The 23,891-nt window shown below is 67.5% G+C and carries 17 protein-coding genes; 3 read left to right on the top strand and 14 right to left on the bottom strand.

Features of this window, described 5'->3' with window-relative positions; all coding sequences use genetic code 11:
- Window positions 1-9 precede the first annotated feature (9 nt).
- Both JOF56_RS38850 and JOF56_RS58545 read left to right on the top strand, forming a co-directional pair.
- On the top strand, window positions 10-903 hold the full coding sequence (locus tag JOF56_RS38850) for a helix-turn-helix domain-containing protein (RefSeq protein WP_307855452.1): 894 nt from the start codon (window positions 10-12) through the stop codon (window positions 901-903).
- Window positions 904-1,506: 603 nt separating this feature from the next.
- On the top strand, window positions 1,507-4,251 hold the full coding sequence (locus JOF56_RS58545) for a DNRLRE domain-containing protein (protein ID WP_209644400.1): 2,745 nt from the start codon (window positions 1,507-1,509) through the stop codon (window positions 4,249-4,251).
- 77 nt (window positions 4,252-4,328) lie between these two features.
- Here the strand turns inward: JOF56_RS58545 and JOF56_RS38840 are convergent, their stop codons facing one another.
- The 4 genes from JOF56_RS38840 to JOF56_RS38825 form a co-directional block, all read right to left on the bottom strand.
- On the bottom strand, window positions 4,329-4,790 hold the full coding sequence (locus tag JOF56_RS38840; protein WP_209644399.1) for a hypothetical protein: 462 nt from the start codon (window positions 4,788-4,790) through the stop codon (window positions 4,329-4,331).
- A gap of 67 nt (window positions 4,791-4,857) precedes the next feature.
- Window positions 4,858-5,112, bottom strand: a complete 255-nt coding sequence (locus JOF56_RS38835; RefSeq protein WP_209644398.1) for a peptidoglycan-binding domain-containing protein — start codon at window positions 5,110-5,112, stop codon at window positions 4,858-4,860.
- 93 nt (window positions 5,113-5,205) lie between these two features.
- Window positions 5,206-5,541, bottom strand: a complete 336-nt coding sequence (locus JOF56_RS38830; RefSeq protein WP_209644397.1) for a hypothetical protein — start codon at window positions 5,539-5,541, stop codon at window positions 5,206-5,208.
- Window positions 5,542-5,674: 133 nt separating this feature from the next.
- Window positions 5,675-9,286, bottom strand: a complete 3,612-nt coding sequence (locus tag JOF56_RS38825) for an nSTAND1 domain-containing NTPase (RefSeq protein WP_209644396.1) — start codon at window positions 9,284-9,286, stop codon at window positions 5,675-5,677.
- A gap of 437 nt (window positions 9,287-9,723) precedes the next feature.
- Here JOF56_RS38825 and JOF56_RS38820 point away from each other — a divergent pair, with 437 nt between their 5' ends.
- On the top strand, window positions 9,724-10,662 hold the full coding sequence (locus JOF56_RS38820; RefSeq protein ID WP_209644395.1) for a pectate lyase family protein: 939 nt from the start codon (window positions 9,724-9,726) through the stop codon (window positions 10,660-10,662).
- Between the two features lie 73 nt (window positions 10,663-10,735).
- Here JOF56_RS38820 and JOF56_RS38815 read toward each other — a convergent pair whose 3' ends face one another.
- The 10 genes from JOF56_RS38815 to JOF56_RS38770 all read right to left on the bottom strand — a co-directional run bounded on the left by JOF56_RS38815 (window position 10,736) and on the right by JOF56_RS38770 (window position 23,875).
- The gene (locus tag JOF56_RS38815) at window positions 10,736-11,932 is read right to left on the bottom strand and encodes a hypothetical protein (protein ID WP_209644394.1); all 1,197 of its coding nucleotides are present in this window, start codon (window positions 11,930-11,932) and stop codon (window positions 10,736-10,738) included.
- Window positions 11,933-12,137: 205 nt separating this feature from the next.
- Complete coding sequence (locus JOF56_RS38810) at window positions 12,138-12,734, bottom strand: lytic polysaccharide monooxygenase auxiliary activity family 9 protein (RefSeq protein ID WP_245380569.1); 597 nt, start codon at window positions 12,732-12,734, stop codon at window positions 12,138-12,140.
- 254 nt (window positions 12,735-12,988) lie between these two features.
- On the bottom strand, window positions 12,989-16,672 hold the full coding sequence (locus JOF56_RS38805) for a glycoside hydrolase family 2 TIM barrel-domain containing protein (protein ID WP_245378556.1): 3,684 nt from the start codon (window positions 16,670-16,672) through the stop codon (window positions 12,989-12,991).
- Between the two features lie 267 nt (window positions 16,673-16,939).
- Window positions 16,940-18,208, bottom strand: coding sequence for a pectate lyase family protein (locus JOF56_RS38800; RefSeq protein ID WP_209644391.1), 1,269 nt, complete (start codon window positions 18,206-18,208; stop codon window positions 16,940-16,942).
- Window positions 18,205-19,152: a DUF6807 domain-containing protein gene (locus JOF56_RS38795; protein WP_209644390.1), complete on the bottom strand. Its 948-nt coding sequence runs from the start codon at window positions 19,150-19,152 to the stop codon at window positions 18,205-18,207. Before JOF56_RS38795 ends, JOF56_RS38800 begins: the two co-directional genes overlap by 4 nt.
- Complete coding sequence (locus JOF56_RS38790; protein WP_209644389.1) at window positions 19,140-20,258, bottom strand: Gfo/Idh/MocA family protein; 1,119 nt, start codon at window positions 20,256-20,258, stop codon at window positions 19,140-19,142. Before JOF56_RS38790 ends, JOF56_RS38795 begins: the two co-directional genes overlap by 13 nt.
- Window positions 20,255-20,800 (bottom strand): DUF624 domain-containing protein, encoded by a 546-nt coding sequence (locus JOF56_RS38785; RefSeq protein ID WP_209644388.1) that lies wholly within the window; start codon window positions 20,798-20,800, stop codon window positions 20,255-20,257. The genes JOF56_RS38790 and JOF56_RS38785 overlap by 4 nt, the downstream gene beginning before the upstream one ends.
- The gene (locus tag JOF56_RS38780) at window positions 20,800-21,636 is read right to left on the bottom strand and encodes a carbohydrate ABC transporter permease (protein WP_209644387.1); all 837 of its coding nucleotides are present in this window, start codon (window positions 21,634-21,636) and stop codon (window positions 20,800-20,802) included. The genes JOF56_RS38785 and JOF56_RS38780 overlap by 1 nt, the downstream gene beginning before the upstream one ends.
- Window positions 21,633-22,598: a carbohydrate ABC transporter permease gene (locus JOF56_RS38775; protein WP_209644386.1), complete on the bottom strand. Its 966-nt coding sequence runs from the start codon at window positions 22,596-22,598 to the stop codon at window positions 21,633-21,635. Before JOF56_RS38775 ends, JOF56_RS38780 begins: the two co-directional genes overlap by 4 nt.
- Window positions 22,595-23,875 carry an ABC transporter substrate-binding protein gene (locus tag JOF56_RS38770; protein ID WP_245378555.1) on the bottom strand — a complete coding sequence of 427 codons (1,281 nt, stop codon included), beginning with the start codon at window positions 23,873-23,875 and terminating at the stop codon, window positions 22,595-22,597. Before JOF56_RS38770 ends, JOF56_RS38775 begins: the two co-directional genes overlap by 4 nt.
- Window positions 23,876-23,891: the final 16 nt, after the last annotated feature.

Raw genomic sequence — 23,891 nt, 5'->3', positions numbered from 1 at the left:
CTGATCGCTGTGACCGAACTGTTCAGCATCGGGCAGCTCGCCCGGACCACCGGGCTACCGGTGCGCACCGTGCGTTTCTGGTCCGACCTGGGGCTCGTGCCCCCGGCGGGCCGGACCACCGGCAACTACCGGATATTCGACGCCGAGGCCGCAGCCCGGCTCGACCTGGTGCGCACCCTGCGTGAGCTGGGCATCGACCTCGACACAGTCGAGCGGGTGCTGCGCGAGCAGATCACGGTCGCGGACGTCGCCAAAGCGCACGTCCGCGCCCTGGACGCGGAGATCCGCACGCTCCGGCTGCGCCGCGCGGTGCTGAGTTCGGTCGCCCAACGTGGCAGCACGACCGAGGAGATGAAACTGATGCACGAACTGGCCAAGCTGTCCGCGCAGGAGCGGCAGCGAATCATCGACGAGTTCGTCGATGAGGCATTCGCGGGCGTCGAGGCGAGGCCAGAAGGCGCACACATCGCCGACGGCATGCGCACAATGCCCGCCGAACTACCCGAGGACCCAACCCCCGAACAGGTCGACGCCTGGATCGAACTGGCAGAACTGGTACAGGACCCGACCTTCAAGGCCCGCGTCCGCGAAATGGCCGTCGCCGGCTCGCAGGCCGCCGAGCCGGCCCAGCCCTTCGACCCGGGCCCGGTCCTGGAACACGCCGGCGGCGCACTCGCCGCCGGCACCGCCCCGGACTCGCCCGAAGGCAAGCAGATCCTGGACCGAATCGTCCCAGCGGAGACAACCCGCGAGGAGCGCCTCAAACTCGCCGACACACTGTCGACATTCAGTGACCGGCGGGTGGAGCGGTACTGGGCCCTGCTGGGCACCATCAACGGCTGGCCCGAGCGGCCAGCGTCAGTGCCCGCCTTCGAATGGCTGATCGACGCCTTGCGCTCTTGATTGCTGTTGCTCTGTAGGAGTGCGACGCTTTCCGAAGAGGGGGTTGCCCTCACCAGGCGGGCAACCCCCTGGACCCGGGCTGATGTTGCGGACGAACTGAGGTGTGGCACCCACCACCCAGGACGTGGCCCGCTGGCCGGCGCCACCCTGGTGCAGCGGGCCACGTGATTTCTGGCGGCTTTGCGTGATCAATTTCTGTGTGGTCGTGTGGCTCGGTGGTTGTTCGTGGTGGAGCAGCACCAGAGCGGCAGGCCGAGAGTGTCGGTGAAGCTGGATTCACGCCAGCGCCTCGACTACCGGCGCGGTTGTTTAATGCGCCTGCCTGCTACTAAACAACGCCGTGGCCTGCTGCCATGAGGGCAGCTCAACCGTCGATACATCGCTGATCTCAGGCGCGGCAACCGAATCTCGGCCGCGTCGTTCCGTAGTGCCGTTGGGCAGGTAGAGGCACCAGCATCGAATTCAATCATGGGGAGAGCAATGTCCGTTCGAAGACATTCGCACGTATTCGCCCGGCTCGGGTCGGGGCGGAGGGGAAAAGTCACGAAAGGAATCGCGGCCGCCAGCGCCGCCGTTCTGTTACTTACCTTGACAAATCAGGTCGTGCTACCTGCCGAGGCGGCGGCCAAGCCCGCCTGTCCGGCGCAGCAGCCGGACCCGCTGTCCGCCGTGATGGCGGCGCGGGCGTGCGGCGGCCGGGTGGAGGTGCTCTCCCAGCGGACGGAGACGACCCTGGTGTGGGCCCGACCGGAGGGTGGCTTCAGTACCGAGATCTACGCCGGCCCGGTCCGCTTCAAGAAGAACGGCCCCTGGCGGGCGGTGGACCTGACGCTGCAGCGGACCGCTGACGGCGCGGTGGAGCCGGCCGGGCACCCACGCGGCCTGCGCTTCTCCGGCGCCACGACCGGCTCTGGCGAGCAGATGCTCGCGCGGGTGGAGACCGGTGACGACTCGGTCAGCATGCTGTGGACCGGCCCTCTGCCCGCCCCGGTGCTCGCCGCGAACACGGCTACCTACCGGGAGGTCCGGCCGGGCGTCGACCTGCTGCTGACGGCGACCCGGCTCGGGTTCGAGCAGTCGCTCGTGGTCAAGAACCGGGCGGCTGCCGCCCAGGTGGCGACCATGACCGTGCCGCTGCGCAGCGACGACCTGCGGTTCGTCGCCGACGGCCCGGCCTCGTTCGCGATCCGCGATGCCGCCGGGACCACCGTCGGCCGGGTACCGACGCCGATGATGTGGGACTCCTCGGTCGGCGCAAGCGGCGAGCGCACTCGGGAGAAGAGCCTCGCCGTTCAGCTCAGGCCACGCGGATCGGCGGATTCAGCGGTGGCACTGGCCATGGGTACCGACGCGGCGGGCGGCACAGGCGCGGTCGACCTGCAGCTCACCGCCGACCAGGCCTGGCTGCAGGACCCGAAGACCACGTACCCGGTCACGCTGGACCCGCAGATCGAGCTGGACCCGACCTCCGACACCATCGTCCGCAACGACGAACTCTCCACCAGCGGCAAACCCGACCACTCCGGCGCCGACTACCTCGCCTACGGCAAGGCCACCAGCTACCTCGCGCGATCCTTCATGCAGTGGCCCGCGGCGCAGTTCGCCGGCGCCCGGATCACCAGCGCCACGCTGAACCTGTGGAACTGGTACTCCGGCAGTTGCGCGCAGACCGGCTGGCTGGTCTGGGACACCGCCCCCTACACCAACCCCATCTGGTGGGACACCGCCCCCGCGCTGCTGACCAACGACGGCTACTCCACCCAGACGGCCGGCTTCAACTCCTCCTGCAACGATGCCTGGGTGAACGCGGGTGTCGCGCCGCTCTTCCAGCGCGCGGCCGACGCCGGCAAGCCGACCGTCTACATGGGACTCACCTCCTACAACGAGACCAATCCGAGCCTGAGCTGGAAGCAGGTCCGGTCGCGGCAGGCTCCGAACACGGCGCAGATCCCGGTCGTGCGGATCGACTACGAATACCCGCCGCAGGCCGGCCTCTACCGCTACGGCGTGAACTACCCGTACGGCCTGGCCGCCGTCGACTATGCCTACTCGGACCAGGGCATGTGGAAGAACCTGAACGGCCTCCGATACCTGCTCAACCGGTACAAGGAGTTCTGGAGCCCGACCAAGTACACCGAGGAGTACCCACCCCCGCACGAATGGAACGAGGCCGGGCTCATCGATCAGGTGGCGCCGCTGGACGTCCGGCAGACGGCCCTGGACGTCAACCACCACCTGCTGTTCGACTACGACTACAACGACGACGTCGATCCGGTCCCGGCCGGTTTCGCGTTCCACGAGCACTTCGGCAAGGGCGTGGGCGGGGCCGATCAGGGACGGCCGTACCACCTGTTCTGGTTCGACGACAACTGGCTGGCGCGCCACATGGCGCAGGCCTACAGCCGGCCGCAGCCCAACGGCCTGAGCGACAACGGCAGTCAGATCCGGTGGCAGATCATCTCCGGCGATCAGACCTGGACGCCGTACGATCAGCTCCCGATCAAGGAGGACGAGAAGAACCAACTCGACCGGCTCGTGCTGGACGGCCTCTACTACCTGTCCGCCGGATCGCAGCAGAAGACCCTGGACAAGTGGAACTTGGTTCTGGGCAAGGCCAGGCCTGCCATGAACCCCGTCTGGAACATCTACGACTACCCGGGCCTGTTCGAGAACTACCACATCGGGCTGACGAAACTGTTCGCCGACCTGCTTCTCGTCCACCACACCGGCTTGACCGCCCTCCAGCGGCGTGACCTGGAAATGCACTCGGCGTCCCTGCGCAGCCAAATCGTCTTCAGGCAGCAGCGGTTGGGCGGCACCGGGACGCTGCTCGGGTGGACGACGGACACGGACCTGGAGGCGAAACCCAAGTCGCTGATGAACATCGAGACCCTCGCGGTGAACGCGCTGGCGCTCGGCGCGGGTGCCAAGCTGACCTACAGCCCGGGCCAAGCGCCGCTGCAGACGCCTGCGGCGGGCAACTACCGCCGGACCGCCACCGGTCTGCTCCAGGCCGTCCCGGGCACCAGCACCCCGGGCCACCTGACCTTCGGGCCGAACCACACCCTCGCCCCGGGGTCGTACAACGTGGAGTTCGTGATGCGCTCGGTCACCCCGGCCGCCGGCACCGAGGTGGCCAATATCGAGGTCTACGACGCACGGACCAACAGTTCGGTCAAGCCGCCGGAGATCCTGAGGGCCGAGCGCTTCGCCACCGACGGTACCTACGACAGGTTCCTCCGCTTCACCCTGCCGTTCACGGTCTCGTCGGCCGACAACAGCCTGGAATTCCGGGTCTGGTGGTACGGCGGGAACCCGCTCGACATCGCCGAGATCCGGGTCCGCTGACCGGGTGAACCCGGACCGCTGCCGGCCTCGATCCGTACGGACCGGGGCCGGCAGCGGTGTGACCAGGAATCGTGAGCTCAGCCGTTTGGGTAGATGTCGCAGGTACCCCGACCGGTACCCCCGTCGTGGTACCTGTCGCCCAGGTGTCCCCGGAGGCCGGGGTAGCCCAGGTGGTCCAAGCTGTCGGGGAAGTCGTTCCAGTCGGGTACCTCACCGGTCTTCACATAGTGGTCGCCGATGTAGGCCCAGTGGAATCCGGCGTTCTGCCAGGCGATGATCCATACGTACTCATTCTGGTAGACACCACACTGGCCGGACTTGTCCTTGGACCAGGACCAGAGAGCGACGCTGTTGCCGTTGCGGAGCGTGTAGATTTGGCCGGTGTTGTGGTCGAGTACTTGAACTCCTGCCGCCGGGGCCGAGGTGATCGTCGTGCAGGCGAATTGTTCATTGCCGCTGAACGGCCAGCATTCCCAGAGCACAGCGCCGGCCGCGCCCGCCGGGCCCGGAGTCAGCACCATCGCCAGCACAGTGGCCACTACGATGATCGGAAACTGGACGATTCTTCGCCATCGAGGTTTCACAGAATCCTCCCCTGTGGGTGTCCTAGCTGCAGAACCAATAGAACTTCAGAACGCTTCGCGTTTGCCGGCCGTAGCCACCGTCGGCCTTGATGCCGTGGGCCTTCTGGACGTTCACCAGCGCGTTGAACGTGTTGCCGCCGAAATCGCTGTCCGGGCCGTTCGGGCCGACGTACTGGCCGTAGCAGTTGACCAGGGCCATCTGCAAAGCCCAGACGCCCCAGCTGTAGTTGCCCCGGAGCATCCAGCAGTTCGTCTCCCCGGAGCTGGTCGAGGGCACATACCCTTCGCCGGAAATGGCGGTCCAAGATGCATTTCTTCTTCCCTCTTTCTCGACCGTTTTTCCGTGCGATCCGAGCAGGGCGCCCCGGGATCAGCTTGAGGCTGTCTGGAGGTAACCGCTCGAGGCGGAGTAGTTGACCGGACACGTCGCGTACGACACCGGGTAGGGAATGGAGCTGATCCAGGGGCCGTAGGCGGTCCGTCTGCTCCCGTTTTCCCGCACGCAGTAGGCGACGGCGCGGTACCTGTCCCGGCCGGGGTAGGTGATCTCGTCGCACTTGCCCTGCCAGCCGTCGTTGCCGTTCCACGACCGGCTCCAGCAACTCCTGGGTTCGGCTTGGGCGACGGCCGCGGGCAGCGCCAGCGTTGCCGAGACCCCCAGTGCCGCGGTGACCAGCACGCGTACCGCGGTCGAACGCATCAGCATCTTCATGTTCTCCTTCGACGTCCAGGTGGTCGGCAGCCCGGAGACTGCCGCGGACCTTGCTGCGCCAGCAGAGCAGAACGCCGGGTTGTCCAGTAGGGGGTCCGACGCTAAACAACCCCGGCGAAAGCCGAGGTCAGGACGCTTCGCCCAGGTACGTCTCGCGTTCTTCCGCGGTCAGGGAGCGGGTGACGCGGGAGTCAGCCATGGTGCGGACCTCGTCGATGGGTCCGCAGACTTCGCAGCGGACGAAGCGCGCCGTGCCGTCCCCGTGTGCGGTGAATAGGCCGGCGCTGTCGGGTTGGAACGCGACCTGCTCGACGGACGCGCCGTGGCCTCGCAGCGCTACCAGTTCCTTCCCGTCGGGCAGGGTCCAGATGCGCAGGGTGCCGTCGTTGCCGGCGGTGGCCATCCGCCGTCCGTCGGGACTGATGGCCATGGCCCACACCGGGCCGCGGTGACCGCGCAGGATACGGGGCTGCCCTTGGCCGTCGCCGCGCCAGATCCGGATCGAACCGTCGTCGCCGCACGTGAGCAGATGCTGCCCGTCCGGGGTGAAGGCGACGCACCACACGAGGCCGGGACCGCCGTGGATGACCCGTGGCGTGCCGGAGCCGTCGATGCGCTGGAACCGCACGGTGCTGTCCTGGCCGGTGCTCGCCACGCTCTGCCCATCCAGGCTGAACGCGACGGACCAGACTTCGGAATGATCGTGGCCCTGCAGTTTGCTCGGGGCCCCGCGGCCGTCGGCCGGCCAGATCGTCACCGCGCCGTCACTGCCACCGCTGGCCACACGCCGCCCGTCGGGGCTGAACGCGACGGATCTGACCGGTTGATCGTGATCCAGAACTGCGACGGCTTTGCCTTCGACGGCATCCCAAATCCTTACCGTGCGGTCCTTCCCCGCGCTCGCCACCCATCGGCCGTCGGCGCTCACGGCGACCAGGCGGACAGAGCCGTCGTGACCAGGCAGCACTAGCGGGTCACGACGGTGCGGAGCGCGCCAGAGGCGGACCGTGCCGTCCAGACCGCTGCTCGCGATCGTCCGCCCGTCGCGGCTGACGGCTACCGAATACGCCGGGCCGTCGTGGCCGTACATCACCTGGGGAGTACCCGGGTAGGCGGGATCCCAGAGCCGTATCGTGCCGTCGCCGCTGCCGCTGGCCACGCGCTGCCCGTCGGGGCTGAACGCGACGCTCCACACCGGGCCGTCGTGGCCGTGGAATTCCAGGGGGTTCGGGAGTTCGCCGGCGGTCGTGTTCCACACACGGACGGTGTCGCTGCCGCTGTGCCCGCTGGCGATCCGCCGTCCGTCCGGGCTGAACGCCACGGTCTCGACCGTGCCGTCGTCTGCGCGCAGCACGAGCGGTTCACCCTCACCGGATGTGTTCCAGATCCGCATGGTGGTGTCGTGGCTGCCGCTGGCGAGCCGCTTCCCGTCGGGGCTGAAGGTGATCTGCTCGATCTCGCCCTCGTGCCCCCGCAGCACCACGGGCGTGCCCGCGCCATCGCCGCGCCACACCCGCACCTCGCGGCTGGCGCCACCGGCGGCCAGATGTGTTCCGTCGGCGCTGAAGGCCACGGCGAGCGCGGCTCCACCGCCGAGCGGCAGGGACACCGGTCGTTGTGGGTCAACGCGATCCCAGAGGTGGATGAGTCCGTCATCGCCTGCCGCGGCCACCCGTTCGCCAGACGGGCTGACCGCGACGCCCGATACGCCGCCGCCGTGCCCCCGTAACACGATCGGTGCGCCACCACCCACGAGGTCCCACACGGTCACCGCATCATCGTTTCCGCCGGCCGCCAACCAGCGGCCATCACGGCTGAACACCGGGCTCCACACAATCCCGGTGTGCCCCCGCAGCACCTGCGGCTCCTCGCCGAACCTGTCCGGCCCCTCCAAACGCCACACCCGGATCGTGCCGTCGGCGCCGCTGCTGGCCAGCTGTCGCCCGTCCGGGCTGTAGGCCACCCCGAAAACCTGGGCCTGGCCCGAGGAGTGCACGGCCCGGACCCGCGAGTCGGCCACCGCCTGCCTCAACACCGCTGCGGTCTCGTCAGTCGGCTTGGTGTCGTAGGCCTCCCGCGCCAGCAACACCGCCAACTCTTGGTCGATCTGCAGCTGGTCGCGAGCGTTGGCCACCAACTGACGCGCGAGCGCACCGTCGCGCTCGTCACGGGCCCGATTCGCCTGTGCCACTGCGACCAACGCCAACACGGTCGTCACCACCAGGCCCGTGGCCAGGGCAGTCACCGCCAGCCGCAGCCGTCGGCGACGCAGGCGCGCCTCCCGCGCGACGCGTTGCCGGCTCTCCGCCAGAAACGCCCGCTCCCGCTCATTCAGCCGTGCCATTCCACGGCCGTCCCAAGCAGCCAGCCGCACACCCCGGTACAGCAGATCCGGATCGCGATCGTGGGCACACCATGTCTCGCTGTCGTGCGTGAGTTGCCGGTGCAGCCGCAACGTCTCCCGATCCTGGTGCAGCCAGTCGCGCAGCCGCGGCCACGCGCCGATCAACGCCTCGTGCGCGATCTCGACCGTGTCCTGCCCCAACACGACCAGACGAGCTGCGGCCAGCTCGCGGAGCACGACGTCCACCCCCGGGAAATCCAGCTCATCTCGAGTGACCCGGCGACGGGTGTCCGACATCCCACCCTCGCCCAGAACGACCAGCCGCACAAGGACCTCACGGGCAGTGTCCGCGTGGTCCGCGGTGAACCGCTGGTACACAGCCTCAGCAGTCCGGGCAACGGCGGAGGCGACTCCGCCCGCAGCCTCATACCCGGCGACCGTGAGCATGTCGCTACGCCGTTGCCGCCACGTCTCCAGCAATGCGTGTGACACCAACGGCAACGCCCCCGGCTGCCCGGCCACCTCGGCGAGGACCTTGGTTACCAACGCCCGCTCCACCGTCACCCCGACCAGGTGCGCCGGCTTCGTGATCACCTCTCGCACGTCGTCCTCGGCCAACGGGTCAACCGGCACGCTCGCTTCGGCCAGCAGCGAAGCCAACCTCGGTAGCTGAATGCACCGGGCGTAAAAGTCCGCACGTACCCCAATCACAGTCGCGCTGCCCGGTCGTGCGACGCGGGCGGCAAGCGCGTCGACGAACTCGCTCTTCTCCAGTGCATCAGGGCACAGAGTGAACAACTCCTCGAACTGGTCGACAACCAGAACGTCATCGTCCGCCGGCACCTCGCGCAGCGCCGTCGCCGGGCGAGCCCCAGGAGTGATCACCACCGTGTGCCGGCCCCGCTCGCACAGCGCCGGTACCAGTCCGGCCCGCAACAGCGAGGACTTACCACTACCGGAAACGCCGAACACCGCCACGAACCGCCGCCAGTCCAGCAGGTTTACCAACCGCGCGGTCATGCGCCTGCGCCCGAAGAACCGTTCGGCGTCGTCGACGCCATACGGGGCCAACCCCAGATACGGCGTGACATGATCACCCTCGACGGGCGCAACTGGCGTTGCCGACGACTCGCCGGCAACGCGCCGCCAACGCCGCTCCCATTCCCCCGGATCTCCATCACACGCACGGACGAACGCCAACGTCACCACCAGGCTCGGCAGCCGCCGCCCACCAGCGGCATTCGACAACGTGGCAGCCGAATATCCCGCCCGCTCAGCCAGCTCGCGATAGCCGGGGCCACCGGCCCGAGCACGCAACTCCCGCAGCTCCGCAGCGAACGCCGCGACCGGTCCGGCGGCAGGGTCCAAGGGACGCTCAGGACGTGGCACTCGCATCACTCCCGGAACTCGAAGCAGGGATCGTTGCCGATCACAGATGCGTTACCCGGACTCCGATGCCGCCGTACAGGAGCGGCCGTTGTTCATCAGGAAGCCGCCAGAGCGCCGGCGTTCTTTCCCAGCATCGCGGCAGCGACCAGTTACCCGAACACCCTGGGCTGCCGAGGAATGCCCCGGCACTGAGACTGATCTTGAGTGCGACGAAATCCAGGCGGGGCGCCCATGGCCACCCGAACCAGAACAGTCTCCTGTAGACAGTTATCGACCTGCCCGGTAACGGATTTCGGTGAAAGCGCTTACAAAAAGCGGCAATTGTTGACACAAGGGCCACGTCTGCCTACCGTCAACTCCGGAAAGCGCTTTCCGTTATACCTGCTCCGTTCCCTGCACCCAGGGGCAGGCAGTGGTGCCTGCCCCGACGGGAGGATCACCCTATGTCAACGAGGACATTGCGTGCGGGCACAGTTGTGGCGGTGTTCGCGGTCTGTGCCGCGGTTGTGTCGCCGGCTGCGGACGCGGCGCCGTTCGATCTGGCGGGCTGGGCCACTCAGGGTGGCGGGACCACTGGTGGTGGTTCGGCCGCGCCTGTCACTGTCACCAGTTCTTCCGCCCTGACTTCGGCCATCCGGTCGGCGAATCCCGCGGTCATCCGGGTTTCCGGGTCGATCGCCATCTCGGGTATGCAGAAGGTCACGTCCAACAAGACGATTGTCGGCGTCGGGTCCGGTGCGGCGATCACCGGCGGCGGCCTGACTGTCAGCGGCGCCAGCAACGTCATTATCCGGAATGTGAACTTCCGCAACTGGTCGGACGACGCCATCAACGTCGAGCGCTCGACCCGGGTGTGGATCGACCACAACTCCTTCTCCAACGGCTACGACGGGGCCGTGGATGTCAAACGCGCGTCGGACTATGTCACGGTGTCGTGGAACAAGTTCAGTTCTCACGACAAGACGATGCTGCTTGGGCACAGTGACGACAACGGCGGTGAGGACCGCGGCAAGCTGCGCGTGACCTATCACCACAACTGGTTCGCCGGCACCAACCAGCGTCACCCGCGGGTCCGGTTCGGCAATCCTGTGCATGTCTACAACAACTACTACGCGAGCGTCGGCAGCTACGGCGTCGCGTCCACAATGGAGGCTGGTGTTCTCGTCGAGGGCAACTACTTCGAGAACACCAAGGACCCGTATCACCGTGGCGAGGGCAGCTCGCCTGCCGCGAACCTGGTGGCACGCAACAACCACTTCGTCAATTCGGGTAGCGGCGACGCCGGTGGCAGCGTCAAGGGCATTCCTTATTCCTACACGCTGGACTCCGCCAGTTCGGTGAAGTCCTCTGTGACCGGTGGCGCAGGCACCGGCCGGATCTGAACAAACGCTTACCGGGTCGTGGGTTGGCACCCACGACCCGGTTTAGCGCGAACCGGAACAGCTCGGGCTAGTGTCAGCCGACCTGGCAGGTGGCGAACCGCTCAAGACCTTCGGGCTTGGCGGCGAACCGGCCGATGGCCGTCTCGATCCGGTTGAGGGCCGCGGTCCGCTTGTCGGCCAACGGTCCCAGGATCGCGTTCTGCACGAAGTTCGGGCCACCCTGGCCAACCGTGCTGACGAGGCGGTTGTTGGCCTCGTTGATCTGGTTCTGCAGACCCTGCAGCTCACGGGTGACCTCGGCCTGCGCCTGTGCGGGCACCGCGGGAATCGCACCGGTCGGGTCCGGGCAGGAGATCCGGCCGACGGCCTGGCCGCCACCGTTGTTACCGCTGTTGTTCCCACCGCTGTTGCCGTTGTTGCCTGAGCCCATGCCACCACCGGCAGCGGGCGGGTTCGTCACAGCCGGGGCCTGCCCCAGAGCGCAAGGCGCGAACCGCTCGAGACCCTCGGGTTTGGCTGCCGCACGGCCGATCGCGGTCTCGATCCGGTTCAGAGCGGCAACTCGCTTGTCGGCCAACGGTCCCAGGATCGCGTTCTGGACAAAGTTCGGGCCACCCTGACCTGCCGTGTCGACCAGACGCTTGTTGGCCTCGTTGATCTGCTTCTGCAGGTTCTGCAGCTCACGGGTGACCTCGGCCTGCGCCTGTGCGGGCACCGCGGGAATCGCACCGGTCGGGTCCGGGCAGACGATCTTGCCGGAAGCCTGGCCGCCCCCACTGTTACCGCCGCTTCCGTTGCCGTTGGACGACGACGTGGCGGGCGGGTTCGAGACTGCCGGTGCCTGCCCCAGGGCACACGGCGCGAACCGCTCGAGACCCTCGGGTTTGGCTGCCGCACGGCCGATCGCGGTCTCGATCCGGTTCAGAGCCGCGACTCGCTTGTCCTCCAACGGCCCGAGAATCGCGTTCTGCACGAAGTTGGGTCCACCTTGGCCGACCGTGTCGACCAGACGCTTGTTGGCCTCGTTGATCTGGTTCTGCAGGTTCTGCAGCTCGCGCGTGACCTCGGCCTGCGCCTGTGCGGGCACCGCGGGAATCGCACCGGTCGGATCGGGGCAGGCGATGGACTGGGCTGCCCCGGTGCCGCTGTTCCCGCTGTTGCCGGCGGCCAGCGCGGCGACAGCACCCGCGGTCAGAGCGCCAGCGCTGATCAGCCCGATCCAGAACATCCGCTTTTTGGCGTTCTGCGGACGGGCATGTGCTTGTGACATGTCTACCTCACTGCTGTCGTAGAAGCGGCAGCGTCAGGTACGGCACGCCGGTTTCCCGGCGCCACGGTTGGCCGCCTGACCGAGACCTGCCCAGCACCTTGTTGGGGAAGGTCTCAACTCCAGTACGGACAGGTCACGGCAGGTGGTTCACCACCGAAGGCACCAAATCGGAATTTTTGTTAGCGCTCCCATTCGGGGCGCGGGCTCAGCCGGTGAAGTTGACGTCGCTGCAGAAGTAGTACGACTGATCCAGGTGGCTGGCCTGCCAGATCGTGTAGACGACATGCCGTCCGGTCCGGCCGGGTGCGTTGACCTGGACCTGGTAGGTGCCGTTGGGCGCGATCTTGCCGGTCTGCGCGACCCGTTCGAGGTTGCCCCAGCCCAGCGGCTGGGTCGCGGGATTGAAGCCCTGCCTGGTGACGTAGACATAGATGTAGTCCGCGCCGTGCCGGGCCTGGTCGGTGATCGTCAGGGTGAACCGGTTGCTCTTGCTGGCCATCTGCCACGCCCCGACAGTGTCCATCGAGTTGTAGCGGCCGTCTTGGGTGCGCCCGGCGCTGCACAGCTGTCCGTTGGGGATGCTGCCCTGGTGGTTGCCCTTCACGTTCTCCCGGTAGAGGCCGTTCCAGTTCCACATGGCGTTCGAGTCGGCCTGCCAGGCCTGCCAGCACATGGGGTCCCGGGTGGCCATCGTCGGGTTCTGGAAATCGCTTCCCCACCGTGCCCAGCAGCCGTAGTTGCGTGAAGGCGGGTCCGTGGTCGAGCCGTGGGCATCGGCGATGCCGGTGAGCAGCCCAGCCATCAGGATTCCGGCCGCGGTCAGCACGACGAGCGCACGGGAAAGCACAGTTCTGCCTAAGCGGTTTTGCACGTGTCCTCCTCCTTGAGGATGCAACGGCAGACGAAAACTGGGAGCGCTCCCAGTTCGTACTGTAGCGACCATGACACTGACTGTGAACCCCGTCGCGTCAAGAAAAGAGGTGCCCCCAAAGTGGCGTTGGGAGCATCCAGTGCTCCCAACGCCACTTTGGGGGCAAAACCGCTGCCGAGTTGGGGTCAGCTGCCGGCGGGCAGGCCCGTACGTGCCTCCTGTGTGGTCAGTGGGCGAAGGGACAATGTGTACTCGTAGGTGGTGTCGGGCTGGACCTGGTTGCGTTCACGCACGGGGTTCGGGGTGTCGCCGACCCCGGTGGCGGCGTGGTCGGCGTGCAGGGTGAACCAGCCTTTGTTGCGTTGCAACTGGAACGGGTACGCCGCGCGGTCGAGGTCGTCGAACGGGGTGACGCTGACGTCCTTGGCGCCGCCGACCAGCAGGCCACCTGTGCGGCCGTCGGTGAGCAGGGCCCAGCGGGAATCGGTGTGGTTGCCGTGGTCCTGCGGACGGTGGTACTCGACATACTGTTCGTCCACGGTGCTGGAGTGCACGCCGATCGGCGTGCCGTCCTTGCGGTCCACGTAGCTCTCGGCTTTGCGGCCGTACCAGGCGAACCGGTTGAAGGTGTCCGGAACACCCAGGGACACGCCGATTCTGGGTAGGTAGGACAGCGTCCGCAACGAACCCTGCGGCGTCACGCGGTGCCCCAGTTTCAGCACGCCCGTGGCGTCGACCGTGTAGGTCATCGTCTGGTCGAACCACGCACCTGTGACGTCCGGAGCGGCTACCCGGCTGTCGACGATCACGCGCACGGACGACCCGCCGGGTTCGACGCGGACACCGGTGACCTTGGCCTGCAGCCGATCGAGCCCCACCTTGCGCCAGTCCTCGCCTTCGGCACGGCCCCAGGTGTAGGTCTCGTTGCTGATCGGGGCGCGCCAGGCGTCCAGCTTCGGACCGCTGCTGAGCAGCTCACGGCCGAGGTAGCGGATCGACGACAGCGCACCGCTCTTCTTGTCCACTGTGTAGGTCACGCCGCCGCCCATCACAGTGACGGCTTCGGCGCCGTCGACGGAGGCGGCCTGCCGTGGGGTCAGCGGCACCTGGTCCAGGCCCGGTACTTTGCTTCCGCCCAGGGAGAACTGGTCGTGGGCAAGGATGTGCCCGGTCGCGGTGACCGCTTCGACGGTGAGGAACCGTTCACGGTCGGCCGAGGCCGCCGCGAGCGGGATCCGTGCCGTAGAGGCCGCGGGTACGCGCAGAGGCTGCCCGCCCTGGGAGATCACGCGCGAGCCCTCGGTCACGCGCCATCGCAGGTCGAGCTCGTTGGTGCCGGTGAACTGTCGTTCGTTGGTCACCGACAGCGTGCCGCCGGTGTAGGCGAACCGCAATGGTTGATGCGCCCAGGCCATTTGCAGTGCTTCGGGCTGCACGGACCGGTCGGAGCCGATCAGGCCGTCCACTCCGGACAGGCTCGATCCGTAGCTCAGGTGCGTGCCGCGCTCGACGACGTTGTCGAAGTCCAGCGCCAGGACCGAACCACCGGCCGGTGTGGCCGCCGACAGCTCCTGCGCGGACAGGGGCCGGTCGTAGATGCGGACGTCGTCGATCAGGCCGCGTCCCATCCAGCCGATGTTGGACGGGTCGGTCCACGAGGTCTCGAAGTCGCGCCCGACGTTGACCTCGGCCGAGGAGGAGTCGATCGAACCGGTGAACGGCGTGCTGGCGACCTGTTTGCCGTCGATGTAAAGCCGTAGCGCGGTTCCGTCGTAGGTTCCGCTGACCCGGTGCCAGTTGCCGTAGAAGTCCGCAGGCACCGGCGCCTGCACGGCCCGCCAGGTTCCACTGTGGATGAAGAACTCCAGGGTCGTCTCGGTCTTCATCTTCAGCGCGTACTGGTGGTCGCCCTTGCCCACGATCCGGAAGTCGCCGGTCCACTTGCCGGGTTTGACCCACGCGTCCAGGGTCACCGCCTTGCCGGTGATCTCCAGCCGCCGGTCGCGGTAGACCTCGACGAAGTCGTCCAGCCCGGACAGCTCCAGCGCCTTGCCGCGGTGGCCGTCGGCCAGTCCGGGTTTGCCGATCATGTGCGCGGAGATGTCGTTGCCGGAGGTGTCGGGCAGCATCCGGATCGGCTGGCGGATGTTCTGCTCGGCCCAGTCCCAGATGAACCCGCCCTGGGTCTGCGGGTTGGCCCGGATGATGTCCCAGAACTCCCGGAAGTTGCCGAGGCTGTTGCCCATGGCGTGCGCGTACTCACCGAAGATCAGGGGTTTGGTGGTGGTCCTGGCCTGCTCGGCGAACCGCTCCGGCGAGGGGTAGCGCGGGCCCCACACGTCGGCGAACGGTGCGTCGCCGTCAGGGTTGTTGGACTGGTGGTAGATCGGCCTGGTGGGCTCGTTGGCGTCCAGCCATTCGGCGAGCGCGTAGTGGTGGGCGCCGAGGCCGGCCTCGTTGCCGGTGTCCCACAGGAAGATGCTCGGGTGGTTCTTGTCGCGTTCGACCATGCCGATCATGCGGTCGAAGAACGCGTCCCGCCAGGCCGGATCGTTGGCCTGGCACCAGGAGTTGCAGTTCTCGTGGTTGTGGGTCTCGATGTCGATCTCGTCGTCGATCCACAGGCCCTGCTTGTCGGCCAGCTCGTAGAAGTACGGGTCCGACGGGTAGTGCGAGGTGCGCACGGCGTTGACGTTGAGCTGTTTCATCAGCGCGACATCGCGTTCCTGCGCCGCGCGAGGCACATGCCGGCCGTGCTCAGGGTCGGTCTCCGCACGGTTGACGCCTTTGAACAGCACCCGCTTGCCGTTGACCAGCAACTGTTTGTCGCGGATCTCGATCTCGCGGAAGCCGGTGGTCTCGCTGGTGATGTGGGTGACCGTGCCGTCGGGGGCGGTGAGCGTGAACACCACGGTGTAGAGGTTCGGGGTCTCGTCGGTCCACTTCGCGGGGTTGCGCACCGGCAGTGTGAGGGTGGTGGTGCCGTTGTGGTCGGCTTCTCCGGTCGCGGTGGCGACCTGCTGGCCGGCGGCGTCGCGCAGGCTTGCCTCCACGCGGTGTTTTCCGGTGGTGCCGCCGGGTTTGTGGCCGAGTTCCACCGCGGCGGTGAGGGTCGCGTCGGTATAGGTGGCGTCCAGATCGGTCCGCAGCGTCACGTCCCGGATGAACGTGGCGGGTGACGAGTGCAGCGTGACCGACCGGAAGATGCCGGAGTACCGCCACTGGTCGAAGTCTTCGAGGTAGGCGCCCGCGCTCCACCGGTGTACCTGCACGGCGATGCGGTTGCGTCCGGGCCGCAGGGCGGGGGCGATGTCGAACTCCGCCGGGGTGTAGCCACCCTGGTCGTAGCCGATGTACTTGCCGTTGACCCACACGAAGTAGCCGGAGGTCACGCCTTCGAAGCGCAGGAACGTCTCGCGTTGCGTCCATCCGGCCGGCAGGTCGAAGTCGCGTGCGTAGGCCGCGGTCGGGTTGACGTCCTGCGGCACCTTCGGCGGGTTGTCGGGCTGGATCTCGGTGGCGATGTTGCGGAAGATCGGGTGATCCAGGCCGTCGGTCTGCAGGGTGTGCGGCACTGACACTTCACGCCAGGCGGAGGTGTCGTAGCCGTCGCCGTAGAACCCGGCGGGCACTTGTTTGGGGTTGTCGGCCATGGCGATACGCCATTTGCCGTCCAGCGACATGGTGTACGGGCTGCGTTCGTCGCGGCGCACAGCCGAGGCTATGTCGGGATAGGGACGCAGGAACGCGTGCGGCGGCTCCTGGCCTTCCGCGACTTTCCGGGGGTCGTCGAGGTAGCTCTGGACATCCGGCGGCGGGTCGGCCGCCGCGCTGACCGGACCGGCTGCCGCCAGCGATCCAACACACATCGATAGGACTAAAACAAGAACGCGCGTTCGCAGCACCGCGTAAACCTCCACGTTCCGACAGCATCCAACAAGATGGAACGGCACGTGACCGCCCGCGTCAAGACCAGGAAGGATGCCTTTTCGTCCATAGTGGACAGATTTCACGGTCAACTGGAAAGCGGTTTCCACTTGAGCGGAGACTTGACGGGCAGCGGTAGTGTCGAGCAAGGAAAGGAAATGTGATCGATCTCACGCTACGAACGTGTTGAGGAGACACAATCGATGACGTCAGTTCCGGCCGACGCCTGCCTTGGCGCGGACGTGGCGAGCGACGGTGCCGGACGGGTCGAGGCAGGTGACGAGGGTGGGTGTCCACCCCACGTCGGTTCCCAGGTCGGGGTCGAAGGCTGCATTGTGGGCGGCGACCACGTCGACGGGACGGTTGTTGACGAGGGTTCCGGTGGCGTGCAGGACTGTGCCGTTCCACCATTTCGCGAATGTGCTGGGCTGCACGCCGCGGCCGGTCTGGAAGACGTTGTTCTCCGCGTAGATCTTCGATTCGAAGCCGACGCCCCACGAGTACTCGTACGAAGCCGCCTCGGGGACGACGTAGAGGTTGTTGTAGATGTGGACCTGTCCGTAGCGGACGCGGGGTGCGCGGGAACCGAGGTTGTCGAACATGTTGTGGTGCAGGGTGACGCGGAGTTTGCCGACGTCGTAGGTCGGCCGGTCGGTGCTGCCGATCAGCAGTGACTTGTCGTGGTCGTGGAAGTGGTTGTAGGACAGGGTGATCAGGTCCGCGCCGTTGACCACGTCGAGCAGGCCGTCGTGGACCTCGTACTTGCGGCCGAAGTAGGTCGGCTGGGAGGTGTTGCCGCCGTCGCTGAACTCGCTGCGGTCGACCCAGACGTGGGTGGAGCCGGTGAGCACCAGGTTGTCGTATTCGGAGTTCCAGTTGCCGGTGGGGCCGTCGGTCGGGTCCCACTGCGGGAAGCAGTCGTAGGCGTCCTCGAACCGGAGGTTGCGGATGATGATGTTGTCCGCGCCGGAGGCCCGCAGGGTCAGGCCGAGCAGGGTGGCGTCGTCGCCGAGGCCGATGATCGTGGTGTTGGACCGCACCGGGACGACCACCCGTGCTGCCTGGTTCTTCTGTGACCGGACCCGGGCTTCCTCGAGCGGGCCGGACGGCTCCGCCGTGCCCCACGTGGCGGGGTCGTATTGAGTGAGATACGCGGGCAACGAATAGCCAGGGTCGGCGTAGTCGGCGCAGCCGAGAGGACGGTTGTTGTCGTCGGCATTGCCTTCGATGGTCCCACGGATGTAGATGATCTTCGGGGTGGTGCCGGCGAGGGCGGCGACGAGTTCGGAGCGGGTGCCGACGAAGTGGACGTTCTCGCGGGTGGCGGTGGATCCGCCGGTGGTGCCGGTGGTCGCGGCCGCCCAGCCGTCGCGGGGGCCGAGGATCTGGCGGCCGAGGTTTTCGAAGTCGGCGTTGGCGGGCACCGCGGACAACAGCCCTACCGCGGCCACGATCGGCAGGATCTTCGCGAAACTCATGGTTTCTCCTTGTCCCAGCGAGCAGCGATGCGAAGAGCGATGTATCTCTCGATCCGTTCGGGCTCCCACTGGCCGTCGGCGATGATCGCGTGGTGCGTCAGGCTGAGCCGCTCGCCTGGTTCGAGCAGCAACGGCTGGTGGAAGGTGACCGCGAAACTGACCACCGGGAACGGCGCGGTACGCACGTACCAGGGGGTCGGGTAGCGGACGTTGGCCGGGCAGTCGACGAAGACCACGGTGGAGTGCCGCAGGCTGACGTCGTGCTGGCCGGTGTAGGACAGCCACGGCGCGCGGCAGCCCATGGCGTCGTCGCCTTCGACGCCGGTAGAGGTGCGTGCGGTGCCGCCGATGAACGAGCGCGGGCCGCGCCAGAACAGCCCGCCGTAGCCCGCGGTGGGGCGGCCCTCGGTCACCGGGCTGCCCCACCGCAGTTGCCGTCCGCTGGTGTTGTGCAGGTGCGTTTTCCAGGTCAGCAGCCAGGATCCGTCCAGAACGTCGACTTCGCCCACGTCGATGGACCGGTCTTCCAACAGCCAGCACTCCCCTGCCTGGGTCTGCCATTCCAACTGGTGGCGCAGTTCGGCGCGGCCGTTCTCGCAGCGGGCGTGCTGCCAGTTGACGTGCCGCATCGAGCCGTTGTTGTCCAGCGGGGTGTAGCCCTGGCCGCGGACAAAGGTCCGGCCGCCCCAGAAGTTCTCGCCGGAGAGGTTGGCCGCGGTGAACTGCAGGCCGTTGTGCCAGGTGTGGTCGTGTGGCCGGATCGCGCTGACCACGTCGCCGGCGATGGTGCGCAGGGGGTGCAGGTACGGTTTCGGGGAGTCCGACTGGGGAACCCCTGGGTCGGTGACGTATTCGGCCAGGTCGACCTCGCCTGCCGAAACGCGCACGAACCCGTTGCTGGTCACCAGTTTCAACTGGTCGGACACGCTGTTCAGATCGCCCATGGCACGCCCAGCTCGGAGAACAGCGACATGGTCTCGGCGGCGGATTCGACGAACTTGTCGATACCGTGCACGGTGTGGCGGCGTTGCGGTCCTTCGTCCATTGTGTCCACCCAGCCGGGCGGGATGGGTTGCGGCCCTGGGTGATCACGGACCGCTTGGACGAACGCGGTGAACGCGCGGGTCTGGCTGAGCGGGGCCACCAGCGGTGTCTTGTCGCGGACGTGACGGGCGAGGTTGCGCAGCAGGTCGATGGGCTGGCCGACCGGTACGCGTTCGCCGTTGACCTCCAGGACGTCCGAGCGGTACCACCAGCGGGCTTTGCCGCGGGTGCCGTGCAGCACGACGTACGGGTCGACCTGCTGTTCGGCGCAGAGTGTCGCCGCGGCGACGATCTTGATCCCGTTGGCGAACACGATCCGGGCGCAGGCGGTGTCGTCGGCCTCGATGGGCCGCACGTGGTACAGCTCGGTCTCGATCGTCGCGGGCAGTACCTCGGCTTTGCCCGCGACGAGGATCGCGGTGGCGATGGCGTGCGCGAACGGGTTGGTCAGCGAACCGTCCACAACGGACTTGCCGTCGAGGGTGCGCCGCCCGGCCCAGGGGTTGCGGGTGTAGTAGGCGTCCCGGCGGACCCACGCGCCTGCGGTGCCGACCCCGGTGAGCCGGCCTATGGCGCTGGTGGCGATCGCCGCGCGCAGGGCGTGCAGGGCGGCTGAGCCGAAGCTCTGGAAGCCGACCTGGCAGCGCACGCCGGCCCGCTGGGCTTTGGTGGCCAGCTGCTGGAAGGAGTCGAGATCCTGGACCGGGGGTTTTTCCAGCAGGACATGGCATCCGGCCGCGATGGCGGTCAGGGCGACCGGCAGGTGGGTGTGTGGTGGGGTGGCCACGACTGCGATGTCCGGCGCGGTGCGGTCGAACAGGTCCTGGGCGTTGTCGGTGAGCACCGCGTCGTCGGGCAGGACGGTTCTGGCGTCCGGTGCTGGTTCGCGCACGTCGCAGGCGCCCACGAAGCGGATCTCGGCGGTGTCGTGCATGGCGCGGGCGCGGCGCAGGTGCACACCGGCGTATCCGGACGTGCCGAACACCACCACTTTCGGCGGCGTCACCGGGTGGTCCCGACCGCCGCGAGGGCCAGTGGCCCGGCGACCAGCAGCAGCATCAGTGGTTGCATCCAGACCAGGACCCCGGCGGTGACGACCGCGCCGGCCAGCAGCGCGGACCCGCGGATGTCGGCGCTGAGGCGTACGGCGGTGCGCAGCGCGGGCATCCATCCGGTGTGTGCGGGCACGACCGAGCAGGTCCGCAGTGTCACGATGGCCAGGGCCGCCAACAGCACGGGCAGGGCGATGGCGAAGAACTGCTTGCCCGGCAGGCCGTTGCCGAGCAGCGCCAGGTCCACGCTCAGCATCAGGGTCAGCGCGGCCACGCTGATGGAGAAGGGGATGCCGCCGCGCAGCTGCCGGACGAACTCGGCCCGGAAGGTCTGCCACATGGGTGGTGAGTCGCCGTCTCGCCATCGGTGCACCACCCGGCAGCCCGCCGCGAACGCGGGCGCGGCGGTGACCACGGGCAGCGCAGCCACGCAGACCAGCACGCCGAGCTGCAGGCAGTCGGAGAACTCCGTGAGCCGGTCACGCCACAACGCCATCACCCCTTCAGTCCGCTGGTGCTCACGCCCTCGACCAGCAGGCGCTGGAACACCAGGAAGAACAACACGATCGGCACCAGCGCGAGCGCCGACATGGCGAACATCGCGCCGAAGTTGGACTGGCTGCTGGTGTCCACGAACAGCCGCAGTCCCAGGGGGACGGTGAACTTCTCCGCGTCGTTGAGGTACACCATCTGTGTGAAGAAGTCGTTCCAGGTCCAGATGAACGTGAAGATCGACGTGGTGACCAGTGCCGGTTTGGCCAGTGGCAGCACCACGAACCAGAACGTGCGGTAGACCCCGCAGCCGTCGATGGTGGCCGCCTCGTCGAGCTCCCGCGGGATGCCGCGCATGAACTGCACGATCAGGAACACGAAGAAGGCCTCGGTGGCCAGCAGTTTCGGCAGGATCAGCGGGACGAAGGTGTTGACCAGCCCGGCCTGCTGGAAGATCACGTACTGCGGGATCAGCGTGACGTGGTGGGGCAGCATCAGGGTCGCGATCATGAACGCGAACAGCGGCCCGGAGAACCGGAACCGCAGGCGCGCGAACGCGTACGCCGCCAGCGTGCAGGAGAACACGTTCGCGGCCACCGACAGGATCGCGACGATGAACGAGTTGAGGAAGAACGTGCCGAACCCGGTTCCGGCCGCGCCTTCCCAGCCTTGCCGGTAGCCGTCGAGCACCACCCGGCTGGGCAGCAGGTTCAGGCTGGAGAGCACTTCCTCGGGCGGCTTCACCGACGCGAACGCCAGCCACACCAGTGGATACAGCACGACCGCGACCGCGCCCAGGCACAGCACGTGCCAGATGACGGTCTTGAACCTGGTGCTCACGACTTGTCTCCGTAGAACACCCACAGCTTCGCGCTGCGGAAGATCACCGCGGTGACGATCGCGATCACCACGAGCAGCACCCAGGCCATCGCCGAGGCGTATCCCATCTCGAAGTCCTCGAATCCGGCCTGGTAGAGGTACAGCGTGTAGACCAGTGCGGAGTCGGCCGGTCCGCCGCGGCCGCCGCCGATCACGAACGCGGGGGTGAACACCTGGAAGGCGTGGATGGCCTCCAGCACCAGGTTGAAGAAGATCACCGGGGAGAGCATCGGCAGGGTGATGTGCCAGAACCTGCGGGCCGGGCCGGCACCGTCCACTTCGGCCGCTTCGTAGAGCTCGCGCGGGATCTGCTTGAGCCCGGCCAGGAAGATCACCATGGGCGCGCCGAACTGCCACACCGACAGCAGGATGATGGCCCAGATGGTGTATCCGGGGTCGTCGACCCAGCTGGGGGTGTCCCAGCCGAGGCCGGCGAGCACTTCGTTGACGGTGCCGCCTTCGGTGAACATCGCCCGCCACACCAGGGCCGCCGCGACGCTCGCGCCCAGCAGTGAGGGGGCGTAGAACGCCGCGCGGTAGAAGCCGTTGGCCGCGGCGCGGGTGTTGAGCACCATCGCGATCAGCAGCGAGACGATCATTTTCATCGGAACCGCGACCAGGACGTAGACCAGGGTGACCTGTACCGAGCGCAGGTAGCGGTCGTCTTGCGTGAACATGTGCACGAAGTTGTCCAGGCCCACCCAGCGCGGCGGGGTGAACAGGTCGTACTCGGTGAACGACAGGTACAGCGAGACGACCATCGGCCCGACCGTCAGCGCGATCGCGCCGAGGATCCAGGGCGCGAGGAAGACGTAGGCCTGGGGCTGGTGATCGGCCCGCCGCCTGGCCCCACGGGGACGGCGGTCCCGTGGGGCCTCCACCGCTGTTGCAGGGGACGGCGGCGGGTTCTTGAGGACTGTCACTTGAGGTCTTTCTGGGCTTCGGACATGAAGCGGTCGACGGCGGCGTCGACGGTCAGGCGGCCGAAGGCGATCTCCTCGTAGGTGCGTTGCAGCAGTTTCTGGATCGCGCCCGCGCCCTTGGGCGGGACGGCGGGGGCCGGGCCGAGTCTGGGTTCGATCTCGGCCTCGTAGTCGAAGATGACCTTGTTGGTGCCGGTGGCCGCGCCGGCGAGCTGGGCACGGACCTTGAGGTTGGGGGGCAGGCCGCGGTCGGCGCCGAGGATCTTGCCCGCTTCGGGGTCGTTGATCAGGAAGTTCACCAGTTTGGCGGAGGCTTCCTGGGCTTTGCCGCGGGCGGAGACGGCCAGGAACATCGACGGCCTGCGGTACTGGCCGGTGTTGCTCGCGTCGTCGCTGGGGTACGGCGCGACTTTCAGGTCCTTGCCGTTGGCCTTCTGGAAGCCCGGGTACACGCTGTCGTAGGCGAATTCGGCGCTGGTGAGCTTCTTGCCCAGCGGGGACTGCTCGGGTGAGGTGTTGTATGAGGCGGTCACGTCGGCCTCGGTGGCGGCCTTGGTGGTGCGGAACTTGTCGGCCAGTTCCCAGTACTCGCGCAGTTCGCCTGCGCCGAACCCGAGTTTGCCGTCCGGGGTGAACATCGCTTTGCCGCGCTGGCGCAGCCAGATCTCCAGGGCGCTGTCGATCATGCCGAAGTCGGTCACGCCACGGACGCTGTTCCCGCCGGCGGCGCTGACTTTCTCGGCCGCGGCCCGGAACTGCTCCCAGGTCATCGGCTTGCTGGGGTCCGCGCCTGCGGCGGTGTACGCGGCGGGGTCGTAGACCAGCGATGACGCGTTCTGCGCCCACGGCACGGCGTAGCGCTTGCCGCCGATCACGCCGGTGTTGGCCAGCTCAGGGTTGACGTCGGCGAGCGAGATCTGTTTGCCGGCGCCCTCGTTGAGGTCCAGCAGTACTTTGCGCTCGCCGTACTCGGCGAGGTAGCGGAAGTCGACGTTCATCACGTCGGGCGGGTTGCCGCCCGCGGTCTGGGTGGCGACTTTCTCCCAGTAGGCCGCGTAGGCCGAGAAGGTGGTGTCGACCTTGATGGTGGGGTTGCGCTGCTGGAACAGTTCGACGGCCTGTTTGGTGATGGTGGCCCGGCCGTCGCTGCCCCACCAGGCGAACGAGATGGTCACGTTCTCGCCCGCGCCGCCGCCTGAGTCCGATCCGCATGCTGTCAGCAGTGGTGATAACACCAGCGCGGCTATCGCCGCCCGTCCGAGTCTCCTGGCAACCATGCCCCGCTCCGTCCTT

Origin of the sequence: Kibdelosporangium banguiense, assembly GCF_017876405.1 — a bacterium.
In the GTDB taxonomy this organism is placed as follows: Bacteria; Actinomycetota; Actinomycetes; order Mycobacteriales; family Pseudonocardiaceae; genus Kibdelosporangium; species Kibdelosporangium banguiense.
The sequence above is the reverse complement of the archived record's forward strand: the minus strand, read 5'-3'. Positions and strand labels throughout refer to the sequence as shown.